Below are 18,850 nucleotides of genomic sequence, written 5' to 3' on the forward strand. Positions count from 1 at the left end.
ATTGAATGTATAACGCGAAGTGCGTGGAAATCATTTCACATCGGAAAAATAATATATTAAGAATTTTTATTTTCCGGTTTTGGTAGCAGGACTTTGCGCGACAAACGGTACTTACCCGTCTTTTTGTCTACATCTACAAGCTTCACACGAACTTCTTCCCCTACTTCCAGTACACCGTCCATGTTTTCAAGACGTTCCCATTTAATCTCAGAAATGTGCAATAAACCGTCCTTTCCTGGCAGGAATTCTACAAACGCCCCAAATGGCATAATCGTTTTCACTTTTCCAGTGTACTCCTCTCCTACTTCCGGTACCATCACAATACCCTTGATACGCGCTACAGCCTTGTCCATCGCTTCTTTATTGGCTGAGAAGACACTCACAAAACCTGCATTGTCTTTTTCTTCTATCGATACTGTAGCGCCGGACTCTTTCTGAATATCCTGTACTACTTTACCTCCTGGACCAATTACTGCACCAATCATTTCGCGTTCGATTTTGATCACAATGGCTCGGGGGTATGGGGTTTCAAATCCGGACGAGGCTCAGCAATGGCCTTGCTCATTTCGTTCAAAATGTGCAAGCGGCCTTCTTTGGCCTGCATAAGGGCTTCGGTTAACACTTCATAGGATAGGCCATCTACCTTGATGTCCATCTGGCAAGCTGTAATGCCTTTGGCAGTACCCGTGACTTTGAAGTCCATATCCCCCAGGTGGTCTTCGTCACCCAGTATGTCTGACAGAACTGCGTATTTCCCTGTTTCAGGATCAGATATCAACCCCATGGCGATACCCGAAACCGGAGCTTTGATTTTCAAACCCGAGTCCATCAGCGCTAACGAACCCGCACAAACCGTGGCCATCGACGACGATCCGTTGGACTCTAGAATATCAGAAACTATACGAATCGTATACGGATTATCTTCCTGGGCGGGAAGAACCTTTTTCAAAGCACGCAGGGCCAGGTTTCCATGTCCTACCTCCCGACGGCCGGGCCCTCGGTTAGGCTTTACTTCGCCGGTAGAAAAGCCGGGGAAGTTATAATGAAGCATGAATTTGCTATATCCATAGTACATAGCCGTATCCACTATCTGTTCATCCATTTTGGTTCCCAGAGTCACAGTGGTAAGCGATTGGGTTTCACCCCGTGTGAAGAGTGCTGAACCATGTGCGCCGGGAAGAAAATCAACCTCACTGGCAATCGGACGTATTTCATTGAGTTTACGGCCATCAAGTCGAACCCGCTCGTCAAGTACAAGCCGACGGGAAGCCTCGTATTCCAAATCATGGAAGTAGCGTTTGATCAGACTTTCATCCACTTCTTCCTCCTCGCCTATTGTGGCCATAAAATCTTGTAGAATGGCCTTGGCTCCTTCTTTCCTAACCTGCTTATTGGAAGATCCCTTGGCAGCTACGGCATAAATTTTGTCATAGCAGAATGCCCGGATCCTGGCTTGCAATTCAGGGTCGCTCGCATCACCTTCATATTCGCGCTTTTCGGTTTTACCCACTGCCGCTTCTAGTTCTTTCAGTACGCGGCACTGCACTTTAATCGCTTCGTGGGCTACCTTCAGGGCCTCGATGATCTCTTCTTCCTGAGCTTCCTCAAGTTCACCCTCTACCATTGTAATATCTTTCTCCGTAGCCCCTACCATCAGCTCAAGCGTTGCTCGGGCTAGATCGGAAGTTTTGGGGTTCACTACATACTGACCGTCAATCTTAGCTACCCGCACTTCGGAAGCAGGTCCCAGATAGGGAATATCAGAAACGATCAGGGCTGCCGATGCCGCCAGACAAGCCAACGCGTCAGGCAATACTTCCGCATCAGCAGAAGCCAGCATGATATTTATTTGTGTATCTGCGTGGTAATCATCCGGAAATAGAGGGCGTAGCGCACGGTCTACAATACGACAAACGAGTACTTCGTGATCCGAAAGGCGGCCTTCACGGCGCATGAAGCTACCGGGAATCCGGCCCGCTGAGGCAAATTTCTCCTGATAATCCACCGAAAGCGGTAGGAAATCAGTGCCTGGTTTGATCTCTGTCCGTGCCACCACGGTTGCCAGAAGCATCGTATCGCCCATCCGGACAAGTACCGAGCCATCGGCTTGCTTGGCCAACTTACCAGTTTCTAGCGTTATTGTTCTGTTATCGGGTAATGTGATTGTCTTCGTTACGACATTGAATTGCATAAAGTGTTGGATAGATTGGATGAATGACCGCTTGATATAAACCGCTACAATGATTATTGAATAGAAAGCACACTGCTTCCTATATATATCTGTCTACCTGACGAAATTGTTCGATTTATTCGTGAATGGTCCTGATTGGGACAAATATTGAAGATCGTTTAACAAAAATCAGGGAATTCGCGTAGCTGCAAATTCCCTGATTCTATTTTTTTTGGCTACTTTCTGAGGCCTAACTCAGCAATAATGGCCCGGTAGCGGGTGATTTCAGTCTTGTGGAGATAATCCAGCAAACGACGACGTTTACCTACCATTTTGAGCAGTCCCCGACGCGTGTCATTATCCTTCTTGTGCGTTTTGAGGTGCTCGGTCAGGTAGTTGATGCGGTACGTGAAAAGCGCAATTTGTGATTCGGCTGAACCCGTATCTTCCGCCGATTTCTTGAATCCCTGGTTTTCGAAGATTTCTTTCTTCTTGTCCGTGGTTAAATACATGATTGTAACAACAGATTAAAAATGAATGTATAAATAAAACAGCCGCAAAAGTACGGAATAATTATCAGATATGAGTAAGGGATTCTAAGATTTTTGCAAATCCATAATTGAACCATCTCTTCGTCCAGCTCGAGATTCTAGGCAGGTTCAACAACGGTTCTCGGCGTGAAGAATCTTTTTTTCAGTCGGTTCCAATGCATTTGGTACACGTCTTTTTCAAAAATCCGGGAATCCTTTCGGGCTCTTTCGACAAAATAAAGTCCAATCAAGAATAGGATTGAATTGGCAAGCCAAGCTCCAATCATCACGTTTAGCAGGCCGTCTTTGACGTATTTATCGCCCTGAATCGTCAGTACATATAGTAAAATAAAAAAAATGATTGACACCAGCACGGGTACTCCAAATCCCCCTTTCTTGATTATTGCTCCCAGAGGTGCCCCGATGAGGAACATGACGAAACATGAAAAGGCTTGGGTGTACTTATGCAATTTTTCCAGTTCGTAGCGGTTACCTTCTTTGCGTTTGTTTTCGAGGTACTCGGCGTTGGACTTCGCAAAACTTCGCATACTAGCCGCCGCACTTTTGGCATTCGATAGAATCACTCCTTTCGTACTATCACTGACAGATCGGGTCATCAGTGAATCTACCCATTTCCCCGCGGTCAGTTTCGTAGGAAACGGACTATCCACCCTGAATTTATACGAATAATATTGCTGGCTGTTGGGGATCAGATTTTCGCGGGTTCTGTTGTAATCCTTCCTCAGTGAATCGGTGGTCTGAGTCAGGTCATCGATATTTTTCATATACTCATGGTACTTGAACATATCCTCATCGGTACGCTTCAAGCCAAACGACTCCATACTTACCACCAGCTTGTACTCATCAAATCCATTGCGCATAAAATTGGCATTGGCCTGGCTATTAGTCGGTCCATTGGAGATATAAGCCATGGAACGGTCCCCGGCGGCATTTTGCACTTCCTGGTAATTGTTGCCATGAAACAGCTCTATCACCAGATAGCCATTGTTATTGATGGTATACATTTTTCCCGAGTCGGCCAGGATTACCTGTGTATTACCGCGTTCGAAGGAACGATTGTCATGCTTGTAGATAATCATCCCAAGCATGGTATTGGAGTTCGGCACTTTCTTATCCACTTTGATGCTATAGCCCGGCAAATCATTGTAAAAAATTCCTTCTTTTATTTTCAGGGTTGCCTTGGTAGTCTTGATATCATACAGCAGACTATACCCCTTTAGGTTAGCCCAGGGTACCACCCGATCGTTAAAGAAAAAGGAAAAAATACTGACCAGAATGGCGATTACGAAGAGAGGTACCATAACCCGTACCACCGATATGCCGGCACTTTTGAGTGCGGTCAACTCAAAAAACTCTCCCAAGTTGCCAAATGCCATCAAGGAAGAGAGAAGCATCGCCAAAGGAAGGGCGATGGGGATGGTACTCATAGCGAAGTAAGAAAACAGGCGGGCATATTCCGAAAGCCCTACATCTTTGGAGACAAATTCGTCGATATACGAGATCATAATCCGCATCAGGAATATGAACACAACGACTGACAAAGTGATCAGGAAAGGCCCCCAGAACGATTTCAGTACCAGCTTATCAAGCTTCTTCATTTAACTACCCACAATTTCTTTCAGACTATCCATTAAGCCATTCCATAACGAAGAAAGTTCATCTTCATCCATAGTTTGGGAATAATCTATTATTCGAAGGTAGGTAGCTTGAGTCAAATCACTCACCTCGAGCTTCATTTCAACGTAATTGGTATCCTCCGACGATTCGCCATCATCCTCAAACTCATACCGCACGGCCTTATTAAGGCGGTGCGAAGTCTGGCGGGCAAAATGACTACTGCCATCCCACTGAAAGTCAAATCGATGGTCAGGCATGATGGTGACCTTCTCGGCAAACCACTGCTCCAGGCCAGAGGCGGTGCTGATGTACGGGAAAAGTACCTTTGGAGAAGACCGTAATTCAAACTCGGTGGTAAACTTGTGCTTTTCCATTGGTCGATCAGGGTTTATTACCAGTTAAATATCCAGGTAAATGAGGTATATTGAAGCCCACTTTCCTGAGAAAGTACTTCTAAACAAACAAAATCCAGGTTCTTTTCCCTTAGGACAGGGTACCCAGACTTCATTCGGTAATTTAGGCTACTACCCCGAAATAAACAAAATTTGTTGCAGTATATTTTTTTTCAGCTTAGCTTTGCACCACAATTCGGCGGGGTAGCTCAGATGGTTAGAGCGTAGGATTCATAACCCTAAGGTCGGCAGTTCGATCCTGCTCCCCGCTACCCGAAGCAAGTCCCTGGACTTGCTTTTTTTGTTTTCGGGTCAATGGATGATCGTAAACACCAGTTCCCTAAGCAGTTCTCCATCCTGAACACTGCCCGATTCGACTCCTTTCATCTGGGCATCGGTCTGCCGCAGGGAATGGATAATGTCTGCCACCTTCGCCACTGGATAATTCCGGGTGGCCAGCGTATAGTCTTTCACAAAAAACGGATTGACTCCCAAGAGTGAGGCCAGTCCCTGTTCCGAGCGGTCGCTGGAAGCATGAGTAAGTAGTACCTTACTGAAAAATCCGTACAGAATAATCAGGATTGGGGCCAGGGGATTATCCCGCAGATTCGCAGCAAAATACGTAGCTATTCGGTTGGCTTTCTCCACATCCCGATGCATCAGGGCTTTCTGAAATTCGAATACGTTGTATTCTTTGCTTATTCCCACATACTTTTCGATCAGATCGGCATCCACCCCCTCTCCGGCTTTCAAATTGATCAGGATTTTCTGGATTTCACTCACGATCCGCTTTAAGTCATTTCCGATGTTACTAACCAGCATCTGCACAGCCTTGGGACTTATTTTAACCCCATGGGTATGGCAATAGCTCGTCACCCATTCGGGCAACTTATTGTCGTACAACCGCTTGGACTGGACCAGGGTACCCTTCTTGGAAAATGCCTTAATATGTGTGCGGCGTTCATCGGCTTTATCGTGATAGCAGAACACAAGTACTGTGCTGGCCAATGGATTCAGTGCGTATTCTTCGAGGCGGGCCAGTTGTTCTTTTTGATCCATGCCTGACAGTTTGTTGGCTTCCTTTACCAGAACCAGCTGGCGTTCAGCCATGAATGGATAACGTTTGGCATACCCCAAAATACTGGCGATATCGGTGTCTTTTCCATAGATCACAAATTGATTAAATCCTTTTTCTGCTTCCGAGACGACACGTTTTTCCAATTCCTCGGCAATCAAATCGATGTAGTATGGTTCGTCACCATACAGAAAATAAACTGGTTTGAAATCTTTCCCTCTGATTTCTTTCAGGACGGATTCAGGTGTTTGGGCCATTCTTTTTAATAAATAGTCTTTTCTGAAATAAGTTGATTGGTGAGGTACCCTGCTTTATTGAAGTGCATTTCGTATATATTCATCCGCTACTGTTTTCAAATCAGGGTAAAATTCTATAAAAGCCTTTTCGTAAAGAGTTTCATTTCGCAGCAGTTCATCTTCAGCTCCGTGTATTGCGCTCATAAAGGCAAAGCGACGGGCCAGGCCATCGAAAGATCGTTTGATACCCGGAATCGTCTGGTAATTGGTTAGCCAGTCGTGCCGAATCATCGCCTCAGCCATCGGCAGCATAGCGATAGGAATCAGCGTTTTATTCCGCAGAATGATCGCGTAGGCTTTGTTGGCATATTCGTCAAGTGCCTGTGGGTAGAATCTGGAAAAATGGTTGGCCAAAAAATAATCAAAAAAAATATCCAGCGCTACGCCTGCTACCTTGGAATGGGCAAAGGCGAGCGTCCTTTTGGCCCGCAGCACCGTTGGATGCGTATCGGTATAGGAATCAATGAACCGGTGTAATTCTACACCTACCCGGTATTCTGCTGACCATGAAGCGGTTCGTAACGGGGTAAGTTTGCCTTTGATAAAATCCCCGGTAAAGTTGCCCATTAGTATATCTTCGTTGTTCCCGGAAAGGGCCAGATGGGCCAGAAAATTCATAATCGCGGGGTTTGTATGGTAAAAATACCGTAGTTTTGTTACTAGCAGGCCTATGAAATTGGCCCGCAGGCAACTTTTATTCAGGACTTACTTATCCAAACTAGCAAATGATTATTGAGAAAAACAAAGTGGTAGGCCTTACCTATTCCCTTAGTATACCGGATCCTGACGACATGACCATCGTAGAGGTCGTCAACGAGGATGATCCCCTTTACTTTATATATGATATGAGTGGGTTGCCCGAAAAATTCGAGCAGAAGCTGGCGGGTCTCTCCGAAGGCGACACGTTTGATTTCAGCATCGACCCAGAGGAAGGCTATGGTGATTATGACGCCGAGGCCGTGGTGGAACTACCCAAGTCGATGTTTGTGATCGAGGGAGTCGAGCAGGAAGACCTTCTGACTGTAGGTAGCATTATTCCGATGACTAACGAAGAAGGTGAAAGCCTGCAAGGTCAACTCGTGGAAGTGGGTGATGAGAATGTGATCATGGATTTCAATCATCCTCTGGCCGGCAAAACCATGCACTTCGAGGGCAAGGTACTCTCCATCCGGGAGGCCACTGAAACGGAACTTGAACATGGCCATGTACATGGCGCTGCTGGCGAAATGGAAGACTAGGTTTGCTGAAGGGTTGAAGGATTATAACATTTTTCTTTACTGCGTGTCTATTCGGACATTTCAACTATTATCCTTCAACCCTTCAACAACCATTACAACACCAGCCCCCCGGTACCCATACCATATTGCTCCACTTCCACCCCAAAGGTTTTAAGAAACTCCGCTCCTTCCTCTACACCAATGCCTTTGTAGGCTGCATAGGAATCAAGAAAAATCACTTTGCTGATTTTCATGGTATATATCACCCGTGCACAGGCAATGCATGGCGCCAATGTGACGTATAGGGTAGCCCCTTCTATGTTCGATCCATTTTTGACAGCGTATAATATCGCATTCTGTTCGGCGTGTAAGGCCAGCGAGCAGCTACCTTTTGAATCACGCGGGCAGCCTGTTTCAGGAAATTCCTCATCGCAGTTGTGGGTACCCGAAGGTGGGCCATTATAGCCAATCGAGATGATGCGGGTATCCTTGACTAGCACCGCTCCTACTTGCGCCTTGATGCAATGTGATCTTTTGGCCAAATTTTTTGCCAATTCCATGTAGATGTCATCAAAATTCGGCTTGGGATTCGTTATGGACATACTAGTTTGTACTTAGATGAGAATATGCAAAGTAGACAAAGGTTCATGATCATTCCAAAAAACCCATTGAAAGGTACCTACCTCGCTGTAATGGCAAGCATCTGGTGTTGGGTGTTAGCTCTCACTCCCGGTTTGGGGCAACCTGCCTCATCAGGTCTGATTTTTAAAAAAGAAAAAATAGCACTAGCCAACGCCAGATCTTTTTATATCCTCGATGTGGCGGACAAGCGAAAAATGAAACCCAATCAGTTAGGTACGGTGGTACTGTATGGAACCGCTGTACCACTTTTACTGAACCAACCTCTTGAACGCGAACTTTTTGAGCACTGGTCATCCTCCCTGCGCCCTAAAACTGAAGAAAGTCTCCCCCTGGAAATTCAATTGGATGAAGTTTCGGTCAGCGAACGAAAAATTGCCCCTAACAAAATTTCGGGTGAGATGAAGGTCAAGATCACTTTCCAGTGGACGCGAGCAGCGACAACCGTTTTTCTGACGGGCTATTCCACGGCAAGTACCTACACCCGCCCCGAAACTTCCTACGACCACGAGGCAGCTCTACGCCGACTTCTTGACGGAGCGATCCGAAATTTCGACCAATGGATAGGGCTAAATGAGAATAAAAATCCGTTGCTGGCCCGGGGCGTCAAGCTGGTATTTGAAAACTTAAACCAGGGAGAACAATCCGATACCGTCTTTTATGACCCGGCTCGAAAACTGACATGGGACGATTTTCAGGGCAATTCAAACCGACCGGGCAGTAAATATGCCGCAGCGGTATTTTCAAGCCTATCTTACGAAGGAAGCTCCAAAATGGCCGGTAAATACCTTCAGGCAACGATTGGACTGAAAGTATTTATGGTGAAAAGCATGTCCTGGGGACGCTCGGAAGCCCGTAATTCCAGCACCTTGGCACATGAACAGACCCATTTCAACATTACCCGTCTCATGGCGGAACGTTTCCGGGAACGCCTGAAAACAATGGATCTGACCATCGAAGATTACGACAGCCAGATCCAGTATGAGTTTTTAGAAATTTTCCGGGAAATGAACAAGGAACAGGAAAAGTACGATGCCGAGTCACACCATGGGCTCAACACTTCAGTCCAGGACGAATGGAACCGGAAGGTACAGGCCGAAATAACACGGCTCTATCAGGGTAGCTAATGCCAGGGTACCCCCATGAGATCAATCTCCCCTCCCACGGTCAGGCTTCTCGATTGCGCTTCCCTACCTTCATACCTCAATTTTTTTCTTACTAATCAGCCACTCGGGTTTGGTAGTCTTTACTTTAGCTTTTAGTTCATTGAGTAACGAGTACAGGCCAAAGTAGGTCCGGTTGATATACAAGCCATGCTGTGAGCCCCGCGCTACCTTGGAATTTTTGAGCTCCTCGACCTTAGCCAGTTCGTCGGCAAAGGCATAAACCGAATCGAAGTAGGTTTCATCGCCGAAGTCGAACTCATCCACGGCAAAAGGTTTTCCCAAAAGCCCAATCATGGTTTTGAAAAGATCCGAGAACATTCGTTTGTCCGCCTCAGTATCTTCATTGACCAGAAATTCGAGATTATAAAATATCGCCTGCGTCTTTTGCTCATCTTCTACCGTATCAGGATTGATGAGGGCGAAATAATTGTCGTAGAAAAAGTCAGGAATGACTTTCACACAGCCGAAGTCAATGACGCCCATGGTACCGTCCGCCCGCATCAGGAAGTTCCCTGGATGCGGATCGGCATGTACCTGGCGCAGTTGGTGTACCTGGAAATCGTAAAAATCCCACAGGGCCTGCCCTATTTTGTTCCTCACCTCTTGCGAAGGGTTCGTCAGCAGAAAATCTTTTAAATGCTGTCCTTCCAGCCAATCCATCGTCAGAATACGGCTTCCGGACCACTCGGGGTAGTAAGCCGGAAATACCAGATCGGGAATGTGAGCGCAGGCTTCCGAAATTTCCACCGACCGTTTCAATTCCAACTCATAGTCAGTTTCTTCCAGCAGCTTGGACTCTACCTCGCCCATGTAGCGTTCTATGTCGGTTTCATTCAGGCCAAACAACCGTACGGCCATCGGTTTCACCATTTTCAAATCCGAACTAATGCTATTGGCCACGCCGGGGTACTGAATTTTTACGGCTAGTTTTTTACCGTCTTTGGTCGCCAGATGTACCTGTCCGATGGAGGCCGCATTGAGAGCCTGCATTTCAAAGGTATCGAATAGTTCACCGGGCGTTTTACCAAACTGGTTCCGAAAGGTTTTCACTACAAGGGGCCCCGAAAGCGGCGGAGCCGAGTATTGGGACATCTGAAAACGATCCACGTAGGCCCGGGGTAGTACATTACGGTCCATGCTCAGCATTTGAGCTACCTTCAGAGCCGAACCCTTCAGTTGGCTAAGCGAATCATATATATCCGTGGCATTATCAGTATGGAGCTGTTCTTTTGTCAAGTTGGGGTCGACCATTTTCTTGACATTGTATTTCAAATAATTACCACCGATTTTAACGCCTGTTTTGACGAACTGCGTGGCGCGGGCTACCTTGGAGGTAGGTATGGATTGCTGTTCTTTCATGGCTTACGGTTTTGATACATAAATTTGGCAAGATCAAGCACCGAATCCACTACTGATTTGCCCATCAGATCAAAGGAGGTGTTAACCGATTTCTCAATGGCTGTATCGGTATTCTCAAATCCTCGACTCAGGTCATTAACCCAAAAATCGAGCAGGTACAGACATTGCATCCACAGGCCATCCACGTAGCGGTCGGATACTACGGGCCGGATAACTACCTCCCGACTCTCACGGCCTTCCATCATCAATTCGGTGGCAAAATTGTAAAAACCGTTTTTGAACGGCTGAAGCGGCCCGGTGTACCGGGCAATCGGCTGGCGCAACTGCTTGTAGCTGAATACTACAAAGCTCCGGTCTTTTTTCAGGATTTCGATCCAGGTATAGTAAAATGCCAAAAGTTTCTCGCGCACTGAATACTGGGCGTACACTTCCTCCGATTCGACGGCCGTTAGGGCTTGCCGCAGATAATCGAGCCATGCATCTGACTCGATGGCTTCAAAACTATTGTAGTATTCGTAGAATTCGGTTTCGGGCATTTTAAGTTTTTTGGCAAAAACATAAACCGAAGGCGGTTGGGTCCCATTTTCCAGTACGTAGTCCTTGTACGCTTTTTGGATTTTTTCTATCTGTTCCATATACCTATAACAACCACCCGTTTGCCAAAAAGTTTCTACAGGAAAGGAATTAGTTCGACCGCCCATCAGGGTACCTCCAACGCCCCCGATTCAGAAGGGTCGACGACGCGATTACCTGACCGGTCCAGTAGATTCAACCATTGGTTTTTTGTTTTGAAACCCAGTTCCTGACTAACGACAAAGAGCGAATTGGGGTAGGTGGCCAGGCTACTCATGCGGGGAAAGCGTTTTTCCCGTAGAATGGTCAAGCCTTTTTCATGGGCAGGCACAGAAGAGTCAAAAACGATCGGATAATGTATATAGTCAATCCGCACGGGCCGGGAAAGTGCTTTATTGGGGAGTTCAAGAAACTGCACGGTGGCTATACCATGCGTTATGAAGTAATTTTTCAAATGAAAGTTATAGGCCAGCGAATCGGTTTTAAATTCCGGGTCGGCAATCACATAGCCTTTTTGTCCCTCCGAAATGGATAAGACCGTATGTTTCGAAACAGCGTGGATGATCAACCGCGAGGACGTAAACTGGTTCAATGATCGGGCTGTCGCGTAGGTACAGAAAAGCAGGCACATGACAAAAAATAGCCGTAGGTAGGTGTAGTTCCGGCTTTTCAGTAGTTGATATAACACAAGCATCGCGATCATCAAAAAGCATAGCTCCAAAAAGTCGAAATCAAGGTTTTCAAGCAAGTAATGTGGTAGCAATCTCGGCCACTGGACGACGTAATTCATTGCCTTGGCTACCCCATCGGTCCATAAAGCCAGTAGATCATTCAGCTGGCTCCATCCTATCCAGCTGAAAGCGAGTATGGCTATGGCACTATAAATAAGGATGGGAGTCAGGCTAATCACGAATGGATTGACCAACAAGAAATAGGAAGGAAATTGGTGAAAATAGTAGATACTGATCGGAAACGTAAAAACTTGAGCCGCTAGACTCACCAGCGTAATCTGCCCTACCCACTTGATCACTCTATATTTTGAATCGACGGTTTCTTTGACGAGGGGATAAAAAAGCAAAATACCCAGTACCGCGGCATAGGAAAGTTGAAAGCCTACCGCAAAAAGGGCCAGTGGATCGAATAAAAGAATAATAAACGCCGAGATAGCCAACGTGTTGACTCCGTCGTGGGTTCGCCTGAAAGTTTGCGAAACAGCAAACGTAACGCACATGAGCGACGCTCGAACCACAGAAGGTGAGAGCCCCGTGATGAGCGCATAGAAAGATATGAACCCGATAATTAAGCCCAGGTATAGAAAACGCCCCTTTTGGTGTTTCCGCAGATCGCCCAATACCCATGAAAGTAATAAAAATAGTACACCTACATGCAGGCCCGACACAGCCAATATATGTACTGCACCAGCCTGAATGTATGAGTTGAGCAAATCAGCCCCCAAATCGTCCCGTCGAGCCAGTACCATGGCTTTTACCAGACCGTATGAAGCATCCGTTTTTATATGGGTCCGCAATTCAGTGTCGGCCCATTCGGAAAAACGGGTAGCCCACATAGCCAAGCTCTTTGCGGGGATGGACGGTAATTGGGCATAGGTACCCTCGGGTAGAAAAACCGTCCAAGCTACCCCTTTGCGTTCCAGATATTTCTGATAGTCGAACTCATTGGGGTTCAAAGGACGGGCAGGCCGACTAAGTGGCCTGCCTTTGATAAGGATACGGGTACCCGGGGATAGTAAATTCTTCCTTTCCTCCGTCGAAACTATTACCCGGGCGTCAGTTTGCTGCCACTCCCCGTTTACCCGCAGGGAGGTAAGTTGTGCATCATAGCGCACCGAAGCTTTTCTTTTTTCACCCAAAGATCTGACTTCCAGAACATATGCGTCATACTCCCTGTTCTCAACTTGGCTAATCTGTTTCTGGAAGGCACTATATTTTAGGGTAGCCGCCAGTATGCCTAAACAAAATAATGCAAAGAACACAAAACCGGATGTGCCAAGCCGGTATCGCGGAGCCAGCCGTATGGCAACCCAACATACTACCAGTAAACCACTTAAAAAAAACGACAGGCTACCGGGTAGTAACCAGTGCCTGTCATTAAGAAAAATGGTACCCAAGATCCCACCCACCAAGGGAATCAGAAATCTGACAAACGGTTGGGTAGGGTACATGAGTGCATTTTCAATTGACCACGAATCGCTTCGTAATAGTCTCGCTTTGGGTAGTAACCTGCATCATATAATTTCCGGGCGGTAATAGACTAACATCGAGTTTCAGGCGCCTGCTGTAGACATTTTGATAAGCTACACGGGCCAATAACCGGCCCGTCAAATCAAAAATCGAATAGTTGAAATCCTGAAAATCCGCAAACCGAACATCCACGTTCAATTCAACCCGGGCGGGATTGGGATACAACTCAACGACCAGATTGTCGGAAGGGTCTAACCGCCCCTCCTTGGAATATTCCACCAAACTGACCCTACGGGGCGATAGGGCGAGTACAGCCCTCATTCGACCTACTTGGTCCATAGTGAACACATTCATGCATGAATCGGGAGAGTAGTCGAGATAGTTTTCAATCATATTCCGGGTACGCACGCCATTACAATTTGAAAATTTTTCCACGCAAAGCGTCGTCCGGTTGGGTTCCTCGGTGGGCGGAGTATCTGCACAAAAATCATTGCCACAAACGGCATCCCCCCAGGTATGGATCAGTCCCAGCCAATGCGCTACCTCATGGGTTGTGGTTCGGCCCAGGTTATATACCCGGCTCGTAATAGCTCCAGTTTTACGACCAAAGTACCTGAAATCTATAATAACGCCATCGGTCAGGTAATTGGGTTGATTGGCCGTATCCAGCCCATCAACTTTATCAACCGATGGAAACTGCGCAATACCCAGATAGCTGTTCGTCAAGCGGCAGGTCCAGATGTTAAGGTACTTATCCGATGGCCAATAGGCAACATTGGCAAGCAACAGATCGTCTGAAAAAGGATTGAAACTGGTTTTGTCAAGGTACTTGTGTCGGGTAATCCCGGTAGTACTCCTGCCGTCGGGATCAAACTCGGCCAGATAGAACTCGATGTAGGCATCGGCCCCAACTGGATTGGTGTTATAACCCAGGGTTCCAGGTTTGCGTCGGTAATCTTCGTTAAGTACCTCGATCTGTGAGCGGATTTGCTCATCGGAAATATTCGGATTATTTACCCCTCCTATGGACGTTTCTGCCTGATCATGGATAACATGGACCACCACCGGAATGCGTATCACTTCTTCGGCGGTAAGCCGGAGCTTTTTCCGGTCTTTGAGGTAGGTACTTATGAGCGTGTCCATACGAGCACGCCGACTTCGCCATTCTGCGGAGCGTAACATCATTTGCTGGTCACGCTCGTAACTTCCACAACGATTTACCTGACTGTCAGGAATAATTTGGGCAGTCGCTCCGACCGCCCAAAAAGCCAAGAACATCAGAATCGTATGCCGCACCCTACTTTTCGTGAATCTCATAGGCCGCCAGAATGTCTTTAACCAAGCGGTGGCGCACCACATCCGTACCATCAAGCTCCACAAACGATATTCCTTTGATATCCTTTAAAACCGTGAGCGATTCGATTAGCCCCGATTTCTGATTTTTCGGCAAATCTACTTGTGACTTATCTCCGGTGATGATGGCTTTTGAGCTCGGGCCCATGCGGGTCAGGAACATTTTCATTTGCATGGGTGTGGTGTTCTGTGCCTCATCCAACAGAATGAAGGCATTATTCAGCGTTCTTCCCCGCATATATGCCAGCGGGGCGATTTCTACAATGCGATTATCCTGATAAAATTTCAGCTTTTCAGGCGCAATCATGTCATCCAGTGCATCATATATAGGCCTGAGGTAGGGATCGATCTTTTCTTTCAGATCACCCGGTAAAAATCCCAGGTTTTCACCCGCCTCCACCGCTGGCCGGGTTATGATGATTTTCCGAACTTCTTTATTCTTAAGCGCCCGAACCGCTATGGCCACGGCTGTATAGGTCTTACCGGTACCCGCCGGGCCTACTGCAAACACCAGATCGTGCTTGGCAGCTGCCTCAACAAGACGTTTCTGATTGGGGGTCTTCGCTTTTACCACTATCCCCTTATTGCCGTAGATTATTACATCTTCATCATTTTCCAGCGGGGCACTTCCACTTTTTGCAGCATTGAGGTGGCCATTGAGGTAGCGGGTGACATTGTCGTTGGTAATTCGGCCATATTTTTGATAGTGTTGAAGCAGAGACTCCAACACATCGGTGATCTTGACAATTTCAGGAGCACTGCCCTGAATTCGAATTTCATTTCCTCGCGAGAGTATTTTGCTTTCGGGGAAAGCGGCGGCTACTTCACGGATGTTGGCATTATGGACGCCTAAAAAGTCAACTAGCGACACATCTTCGAGTGTAATTACTTTTTCTACCAAATGAGTGAAAATGTTAAAATGAATGATAATACCGGATAAAAAGTAGTAATTTAAACTGATAATTTAGACTAATGATTGGCTTTTTTTACAAAAAGTCAAGAATCTATCAACGTTAAATAAATATATGAAGTTCAATCCGTTCATAATCAAGCGGAGTAAGATAGAGTCAAAAAAATACTTATCCGAGGCACTTTTCATCCTCCACCGCAATTCGTAATATTGTGTTCATATATGGATAACGAAAAGACATTCAATTTCCTCAAAAAATCAGGCAACTCTTCCCAGTCGCCCGGGCGTCCGGCCAGTGCCAACCGCTGGCTGGGGGCTGATTCTTCTTCATCGGGAATGGGAAAATTGCCCCCCAAGCCGTTGACATGGAGGAAGCTGTGCTGGGGGCCCTGATGATCGAGAAGGATGCGCTTTCGACGGTGGCGGATATTCTTAAACCCGAAAGTTTCTATAAAGAAGCCCATCAGCGCATTTATAGCGCAATTTTGAACCTTTTCGTTAATTCCGAACCCATTGATTTGTTGACCGTTACTTCAAAACTCAGGAGTACCGGGGAGCTCGAGATTATAGGGGGAGCCGCATTTATTACCGAACTCACATCAAAAATCAATTCGGCAGCAAATATCGAGTACCATGCCCGCATCATCTCACAGGCTGCCATCAAACGTGAATTGATTACCATTTCTTCTGAAATTCAGAAAGAAGCGTTTGAAGACACCACCGATGTCTTCAAGCTTCTAGATCGTACCGAACAGGCATTGTTCCAGATTTCAGAGTCTAACATCAAAAAGAATTACGCCGACATGGGCGCGTTGATGCGTATAGCGCTCGATGAGCTCGATAAAAAGAAAAATAATCAGGATGGACTGACGGGGGTACCTTCAGGTTTCAGTAGCCTGGATCGGTTGACATCGGGCTGGCAGAAAACTGAACTGGTAATTCTAGCGGCCCGGCCCGGTATGGGTAAGACGGCCTTCGTGGTTTCGGCCCTACGCAATGCCGCGGTAGAGTTCAATATGCCGGTAGCCATTTTTTCGCTGGAAATGTCGTCCGTCCAGCTAGTCAATCGTCTTATTTCCGCCGAAGCCGAAATTGACAGCGAAAAAATCAGGAAAGGCAACCTGGCCCCTCACGAGTGGGCGCAGATTCACCACCGCATCAGCCGCCTCACCAATGCTCCTATTTTCATAGACGACACCCCGGCACTTTCTATTTTGGAACTAAGGGCCAAATGTCGCCGATTGAAAGCTCAGCACGATATTCAAATGATCGTAATCGACTACCTTCAACTGATGTCGGGCGAGACTGGCGGCAAGCAAAGTGGAAACCGAGAGCAGGAAATTGCTTCCATATCCCGCTCGCTGAAAAATCTGGCGAAAGAGTTGGATGTACCCGTAATTGCTCTTTCGCAGTTGAGCCGGGCAGTAGAAACACGGGGCGGTGAAAAACGTCCTCAACTTTCTGACCTTCGGGAATCAGGATCTATTGAGCAGGATGCGGATATGGTGCTTTTCCTCTACCGTCCAGAATACTACGGAATCACGCAGGATGACACGGGCAATTCCGTGGCCGGTATTGGTGAAGTGATTGTAGCCAAAAACCGGGGTGGTTCACTAGATACGGTACAATTGCGGTTTGTGGGGAAATTCACCAAGTTCTCCGATCTGGACGCTTTCTACGCACCAGCTCCTACCCCCGCATCACGTCCCCTACCCCCTCCTAGTACAGATCCGCTTACATCGTTTGAAAACAGCGGTGGTGGCCGGGAACCGGCCATCTTCAAGAGCAAGGCTAATAATCTCTCAAATTTTGATTACAAAGGTCCTGGTGAAGAACCGCCTTTCTAAATTTCTTTCTTGAATTATTCTCAATCCTTTTTATTAGAAGGTACCCCTACCTCCTGAGCACGAGTTGTGTTACATTTTCGACATGATGGGTATGGGGAAACATATCAACCGGCCGGGTTTTTACCACCTGGTACCTCACTGAAAGTAGTTCCAGATCCCGTGCCTGGGTAGCTGTGTTACAACTTACATACACGATTCGTTGGGGAAGCGCCGCTTGGATTGTCTGGATTACAGCCGGGTCCATACCGGCTCTGGGAGGGTCGGTGATGATGACATCGGGTTTTCCATGTTGAACCAAAAACTCAGAATTCAGTATCCGTTTCATATCTCCCGCAAAAAACCGGGTGTTGGTGATGCCATTTTGGGCAGAATTCAACCGTGCATCGGCCACAGCTTCTTCCACATACTCCACACCCACGACCGAGCGGGCCTGTCGGGCCACAAAATTGGCAATGGTACCCGTACCCGTATAGAGGTCATACACTCGCTCAGATCCCGTGAGTTCGGCAAAAGACCGCGTCAATGAGTAGAGTTGATAAGCTTGCTCCGAGTTAGTCTGGTAGAACGATTTGGGACCTATCATAAACGTAAGGTCCTCCATGCGTTCTTTAATGTACCGTTCTCCATAGAAATGAATCGCCTCCTGATCCTGGTAGGAATCATTTCCTTTTTGATTTACGATGTAATAGAGCGAGGTAATCTCAGAAAACTCGTTTTTTAAAAACCTTAAAACATCTTCGATAATTTCTAACTGGGGTTCGGCAAATTGTACAATGACCAGTACATCGCCGGTGTTGGAGGTACGGATCACGACATTGCGCATCATACCTACATTACGTTTGATGTCGTAATATACATAGCCTTTAGATTCAGCATACGCATGCAGGGCATTCCGGATCGCATTGGAAGGATCGGGCTGTAGATGACACTTTTCGACCTGAAATATGCGGTCGAACCGTTTTGGTACGTGGTAGCCCAAAGCATTGCGGGAGTACTGGTCTGCCCGCTGCACCTCTTCATTAGTCAGCCAGCGATAGTCTGAGAAAGTAAATTCTAATTTGTTCCGGTAGTACAACTGAGTTTGGGCAGCCACGATTTCCTGGTATTCCACATTCCTCAGTTTGCCAATACGTTCAAAATGGTCGAGTACCTGGCGCTGCTTGAATTTTAATTGCTCGGCATAGTCTATGTGTTGCCAGCGGCACCCCCCGCAAACTTCGAAATGTTGGCAATAAGGAGTGTTTCGAAGTGGGGATAGTGAATGAACACGTGTGACAATGGCTTCCCGAAATTTTTTGCGCTTATTGGTGATTTCGAGATCCACCACATCACCAGGCGCCACGTTTCCCTGAATGAACACTACCCCTTCGTCCGACTTATAAATGCACTTCCCCTCGGCGGCAAAATCAGTAATTGTAATATTTTCGTACCTTTTAGTGACAGGCATAGACTGAAATAGAGTAAAATTGATCTTTTATACCTAT

General features: G+C 46.8%; 15 protein-coding genes, 1 tRNA gene and 1 pseudogene. 4 read left to right on the plus strand and 13 right to left on the minus strand.

All coding sequences use genetic code 11. The features are described 5' to 3' along the window. Window positions 1-56: 56 nt before the first annotated feature. The 4 genes and pseudogenes from pnp to GBK04_RS24425 all read right to left on the minus strand — a co-directional run bounded on the left by pnp (window position 57) and on the right by GBK04_RS24425 (window position 4,712). Window positions 57-2,191, minus strand: a pseudogene (pnp, locus tag GBK04_RS24410) (polyribonucleotide nucleotidyltransferase). Window positions 2,192-2,406: 215 nt separating this feature from the next. Beyond that, window positions 2,407-2,682: a 30S ribosomal protein S15 gene (gene rpsO, locus GBK04_RS24415; protein WP_152764253.1), complete on the minus strand. Its 276-nt coding sequence runs from the start codon at window positions 2,680-2,682 to the stop codon at window positions 2,407-2,409. A 137-nt stretch (window positions 2,683-2,819) separates the two neighbouring features. Next, window positions 2,820-4,319, minus strand: coding sequence for an LptF/LptG family permease (locus GBK04_RS24420; protein WP_152764255.1), 1,500 nt, complete (start codon window positions 4,317-4,319; stop codon window positions 2,820-2,822). Then, entirely contained in the window at window positions 4,320-4,712 is a 393-nt protein-coding gene (locus tag GBK04_RS24425) for an START-like domain-containing protein (protein ID WP_152764257.1), read from the minus strand. A gap of 216 nt (window positions 4,713-4,928) precedes the next feature. Between GBK04_RS24425 and GBK04_RS24430 the strand changes: the two genes are divergently transcribed. Next, window positions 4,929-5,002: transfer RNA gene (locus GBK04_RS24430), tRNA-Met, on the plus strand. 40 nt (window positions 5,003-5,042) lie between these two features. Here GBK04_RS24430 and holA read toward each other — a convergent pair. Continuing rightward, the gene (holA, locus tag GBK04_RS24435; protein WP_152764259.1) at window positions 5,043-6,062 is read right to left on the minus strand and encodes a DNA polymerase III subunit delta; all 1,020 of its coding nucleotides are present in this window, start codon (window positions 6,060-6,062) and stop codon (window positions 5,043-5,045) included. 54 nt (window positions 6,063-6,116) lie between these two features. Next, the gene (locus GBK04_RS24440; RefSeq protein ID WP_152764261.1) at window positions 6,117-6,719 is read right to left on the minus strand and encodes an acyl carrier protein phosphodiesterase; all 603 of its coding nucleotides are present in this window, start codon (window positions 6,717-6,719) and stop codon (window positions 6,117-6,119) included. A gap of 107 nt (window positions 6,720-6,826) precedes the next feature. Here GBK04_RS24440 and GBK04_RS24445 point away from each other — a divergent pair, with 107 nt between their 5' ends. Beyond that, the gene (locus GBK04_RS24445; RefSeq protein ID WP_152764263.1) at window positions 6,827-7,339 is read left to right on the plus strand and encodes an FKBP-type peptidyl-prolyl cis-trans isomerase; all 513 of its coding nucleotides are present in this window, start codon (window positions 6,827-6,829) and stop codon (window positions 7,337-7,339) included. A 92-nt stretch (window positions 7,340-7,431) separates the two neighbouring features. Here GBK04_RS24445 and GBK04_RS24450 read toward each other — a convergent pair whose 3' ends face one another. After that, window positions 7,432-7,920 (minus strand): deoxycytidylate deaminase, encoded by a 489-nt coding sequence (locus GBK04_RS24450; protein WP_152764265.1) that lies wholly within the window; start codon window positions 7,918-7,920, stop codon window positions 7,432-7,434. 45 nt (window positions 7,921-7,965) lie between these two features. Between GBK04_RS24450 and GBK04_RS24455 the strand changes: the two genes are divergently transcribed. After that, on the plus strand, window positions 7,966-9,084 hold the full coding sequence (locus GBK04_RS24455) for a DUF922 domain-containing protein (protein ID WP_152764267.1): 1,119 nt from the start codon (window positions 7,966-7,968) through the stop codon (window positions 9,082-9,084). 69 nt (window positions 9,085-9,153) lie between these two features. On the opposite strand, the gene GBK04_RS24460 is transcribed toward GBK04_RS24455, so the two are convergent. From GBK04_RS24460 to GBK04_RS24480, 5 genes are all read right to left on the minus strand, one after another. Continuing rightward, a complete protein-coding gene (locus GBK04_RS24460) occupies window positions 9,154-10,482 on the minus strand; it encodes an ABC1 kinase family protein (RefSeq protein ID WP_152764269.1) in 1,329 nt (442 codons plus the stop codon). Beyond that, window positions 10,479-11,117, minus strand: a complete 639-nt coding sequence (locus GBK04_RS24465; RefSeq protein ID WP_152764271.1) for a TetR/AcrR family transcriptional regulator — start codon at window positions 11,115-11,117, stop codon at window positions 10,479-10,481. Before GBK04_RS24465 ends, GBK04_RS24460 begins: the two co-directional genes overlap by 4 nt. Before the next feature lie 65 nt (window positions 11,118-11,182). After that, window positions 11,183-13,237, minus strand: coding sequence for a ComEC/Rec2 family competence protein (locus GBK04_RS24470; RefSeq protein WP_152764273.1), 2,055 nt, complete (start codon window positions 13,235-13,237; stop codon window positions 11,183-11,185). A gap of 10 nt (window positions 13,238-13,247) precedes the next feature. After that, window positions 13,248-14,573, minus strand: coding sequence for a M43 family zinc metalloprotease (locus GBK04_RS24475; protein ID WP_373331314.1), 1,326 nt, complete (start codon window positions 14,571-14,573; stop codon window positions 13,248-13,250). Then, complete coding sequence (locus tag GBK04_RS24480; RefSeq protein ID WP_152764278.1) at window positions 14,554-15,510, minus strand: PhoH family protein; 957 nt, start codon at window positions 15,508-15,510, stop codon at window positions 14,554-14,556. The genes GBK04_RS24475 and GBK04_RS24480 overlap by 20 nt, the downstream gene beginning before the upstream one ends. 374 nt (window positions 15,511-15,884) lie before the next feature. Here GBK04_RS24480 and dnaB point away from each other — a divergent pair, with 374 nt between their 5' ends. Next, window positions 15,885-17,366 carry a replicative DNA helicase gene (gene dnaB, locus GBK04_RS24485; RefSeq protein WP_152764280.1) on the plus strand — a complete coding sequence of 494 codons (1,482 nt, stop codon included), beginning with the start codon at window positions 15,885-15,887 and terminating at the stop codon, window positions 17,364-17,366. A 46-nt stretch (window positions 17,367-17,412) separates the two neighbouring features. Here the strand turns inward: dnaB and rlmD are convergent, their stop codons facing one another. After that, complete coding sequence (gene rlmD / locus GBK04_RS24490) at window positions 17,413-18,813, minus strand: 23S rRNA (uracil(1939)-C(5))-methyltransferase RlmD (protein ID WP_152764282.1); 1,401 nt, start codon at window positions 18,811-18,813, stop codon at window positions 17,413-17,415. Window positions 18,814-18,850 lie beyond the last annotated feature (37 nt).

It is taken from the genome of Salmonirosea aquatica (assembly GCF_009296315.1).
In the GTDB taxonomy this organism is placed as follows: Bacteria; Bacteroidota; Bacteroidia; order Cytophagales; family Spirosomataceae; genus Salmonirosea; species Salmonirosea aquatica.